The sequence below is a fragment of the Saccharopolyspora sp. 6V genome (assembly GCF_020176785.1).
In the GTDB taxonomy this organism is placed as follows: Bacteria; Actinomycetota; Actinomycetes; order Mycobacteriales; family Pseudonocardiaceae; genus Saccharopolyspora_C; species Saccharopolyspora_C gregorii.
This window is the reverse complement of record NZ_JAIUKB010000027.1, coordinates 1-3,346: the sequence shown is the minus strand read 5'-3', so window position 1 is coordinate 3,346 and position 3,346 is coordinate 1. Positions and strand designations below refer to the sequence as shown.

2 protein-coding genes are annotated in these 3,346 nt (G+C 73.8%); one reads left to right on the top strand and one right to left on the bottom strand.

The features are described from left to right. Window positions 1-43 precede the first annotated feature (43 nt). Entirely contained in the window at window positions 44-1,237 is a 1,194-nt protein-coding gene (locus LCD35_RS06180; RefSeq protein ID WP_225043892.1) for a hypothetical protein, read from the bottom strand. 225 nt (window positions 1,238-1,462) lie between these two features. Here LCD35_RS06180 and LCD35_RS06175 point away from each other — a divergent pair. Beyond that, the coding region (locus LCD35_RS06175) for an acyltransferase (RefSeq protein WP_225043891.1) at window positions 1,463-3,346 on the top strand (1,884 nt) is incomplete at its 3' end.

The following is a 3,346-nucleotide window of genomic DNA, read 5'->3' as shown; positions in this document are numbered from 1 at the left end:
CCCGCCATCCCGGGGATGGCGGGCCGTCGGTGTTCGGGAGCCGTCAGTCGCGGACGGTCGGCGGCGTCTGCGCGAGCTGCTGGTCCAGCAGCGCCTTGAACGCGGTCTGCGCGGCCGCCTTGTCCGGCGCGTTCACGTCCACGATGATCGCCCAGCCGTGCGCCACGTAGGCGGTGCGGTACACGCCGCCGCCGGTCGTCATGACCTCCACGCCCCGGTACGACAGGTCCTCGTCCGCGGCGAGGCCCTGCTGGTCGTCCAGGTAGGCCTCCGCGACCGACTGCGCCGCGGTCTGGTCCGGCATCCGCACCGCGATCAGCACCGAGGTGGCGGCCCCGTCGCTGCGGCTGAAGAACGCGTCGATCAGTCCGCCCTGCAGCGCGGCGGCGCGCACCGGGTCCCGCAGCACTCCGGACTTGGGGCTGTTCTCCAGCGCCGGGCGGTCCAGCGGACCGTTGTACGGGTGCGGCTGGCCCGGCGGCACGGCCACCAGGACCTCGGGGGTGGCGGCCGGCGCGGGCTTCGGCGCGGGCGGTTCCGGCAGCGGCTCGCTGGTGGGCACCGGCGGCGCCTGCTGCTCGGTGGGGCGCTGCGGTTCCGCCTGGTCGTCACCGGAGGTGAAGTAGAAGACCCCGGCGACGATGACGCCGACGAGCAGCACCGCGCCGAGCGCGATGCCCGCGATGGTCTTGCCCTTCGAACCGCCGTCGCCGACCTCGAAGACCTCCGGGCCCTGCCGCATCCAGCTGGTGTCGCCGTGCTCGGGGGCCGACGGCTGCTCCGGTTCGCCCCACGGGGAGGCCTTCTCACCGGTGTTCCACCCGGGCTGCTGGTTCCAGCCGGGCTGCTGCTGGCCGGCCCACGGCTGCTGCTGGCCGACGTTGACGACCTGGGTGCTCTCCGACTGCTGCGCCATCGGGTTCGGCACGACCTGCGTGGACTCGTTCGACGGCTGCGGTTGCTGCTGGGCGGCCTGCGCGCCCTGCGCCGCGGCGGCGCCCCAGTTGAACGCGGGCGGGAACGGGCTCTGCTGACCACTTTGCGGGGTCCCCTGTTGGGGGAAGCCACCGGAGGGCGTGCCGGGCTGCTGCTGCGGGAGGTCGCCGGATGCGGGTCCGGATTGCCCGCCCTGCGACCTACCGATCAGCGCGTCCCGCCGGGAGCGGTACTCCTCGGCGGAGATCCTGCCTGCCGCGAGTTCGGCGTCGAGGTTGTGCAGCTCGTCTTGCCAGGTCACCGATGCGCCCTTTCCGGTTTTCACGAGTCGCTGCCGATGTGCGATCGATCGTCATTTTGCACCCCCAGGAGTGCGCGCGATGCACCGGCCGGATAACGATCCGCCCGGTGTGAGCAACCGCGCGCGGTCGCGCTCGTCGAAACGCGCGTCGAGATCGCGGTGCCACCGGATACGCTACTCGGCGTCGAGGCTGGGATCGACGGTGACATCGCGGGGGTGAAACGGATGGGCACGCAGCGTGTCGACCACGCCCATCCGGAGCGGTTCGCCGAGCCCTCGCACGGTTTCGCCTGGATCCGCATGATCGGTGCGCTGGTCGTGATCTACGGGCACAGCTCGCCGCTGGTCGGAACGGGGGAACTGTTCCCGCCGGAATGGCCGGTGCAGCCCGACGAGGGCGTGCTCATGGGCTTCTTCGCGATGAGCGGATTCCAGATCACCGAGAGCTGGGTGCGCGATCCGCACCCGCTCCGGTTCGCCGCGAAACGGGTGCTGCGGCTGTGGCCGCCGATGCTGACGGTGACCCTCGGGATGGCGCTGATCGTCGGCCCGCTGGTGACGACGCTGCCGGTGCGCGAGTACTTCGCCGCGCACGACACCTGGGGCTACGTCGTCAACAACGCCGGGATGCTGACGCTGCAGCACACCCTCCCCGGCGTGTTCACCGCGAACCCGTGGCCGGACGCGGTGAACGGTTCGCTGTGGACGCTGCCGATGGAGCTGCTCGCCTACGGCGGGTTGTACGCGCTGCTGCTCCTGGGCGCGGCGAAGCAGCGGTGGCGCTGGCTGGCGGTCGCGGCGCTGGTCGCGCTGGTGGTGTGGGACCGGCACCTGGAGCAGGTCCCGGGCGCGGAGTCGGGCGGTGCGCTGCTGAGCGTCCCGGTCGAGTCGCTGGTGGCGTTCCTGGTGGCGTTCGCGCTGGGCGTGGTGCTGAACCTGTACCGCGTCCCGTTGTCGCCGACGGCCGCGCTCGCGGGGCTGGTGGTGCTGGCGGCGATGCCGAACAGCATCGCGGCGTCGTTCCTGATGACCTTCGTGGCGAGCTACGCGGTGGTGGTGGCGGGGCACTTCTGGCCGTCGCGGCTGACGGTGCCCGGCTGGTTCGTCAACGGCAGCTACGGCGTGTACGTGTGGGGCTTCCCGGTGCAGCAGCTGCTGGCGATGGCGGGGATCGCGAACCAGTACGTGATGCTGCTGTGCGCGGCGCCGATCGCGTACGTGCTGGGCACGGCGTCCTGGGTGTTCGTCGAGGACCCGACGATGAAGCTGCGCCGCTACGTGGCGCCGGACCGGCCCGCCCGCGCCGCCGAGCAGCGCCCGCGGGACGGCCGGGAGGACGGCGACCGCTGGGCGGACGAGGACGGCTGGGCGGACGAGGACGACCGGGACGGCTGGGACGACGAGGACGGCTGGGACGACCGGGAGGACTGGTCGGACGAGGACCGCGACGACCGCGAGCGCTGGGACAGCCGGAACGATCGCGAGCGCTGGGACGACCACGAGCGCTGGGACGACCGCGACGACCGCGAACGTTGGGACGGGCACGACGACCGGTACGACCACCGGGAGAGTGGGCACCGGGCGCGTGGTGACGACCTGGGCCGCGCGGATCGGGACGGCCGCGCCGTGCTCGCCGCCCACCTGGCCCACGCCGAACGCGACGACCTCGACCCCCGGTTCGAGCGGGCCGCCGCGCCCGCCGGCCCGCCGGAGCAGACCCGACACCGGGCCGACCGGCCGACCCACCGCGCCGAACCCGTCCGGCCCGAACCGGCCAGGCCCGAACCCGGCAGGCCTGAACCCGCCAGGCCTGAACCCGCCAGGCCCGAACCCGGCAGGCCCGGCCCGGCCGCGCGCGCCGATCCGCTCTCCCCCGCCGAGGCGACCCAGCGCGCCGAGCCGATCCGGAGTCCGGAACCGGCCCGGCCCGCCGCGCAGCCCCGGCGCTCCGAGCCCACCCAGCGGGTCGAACCGGCCCAGCACGCCGGCTCGACCCGGCGGGTGGATCCGACCCGGCGCCCCGAACCGGCCCCGCGACCCGACTCGACCCGGCGACCCGACTCGACCCGGCGACCCGACGCCGACCACCACCCCGAACGCCCCGCCGAG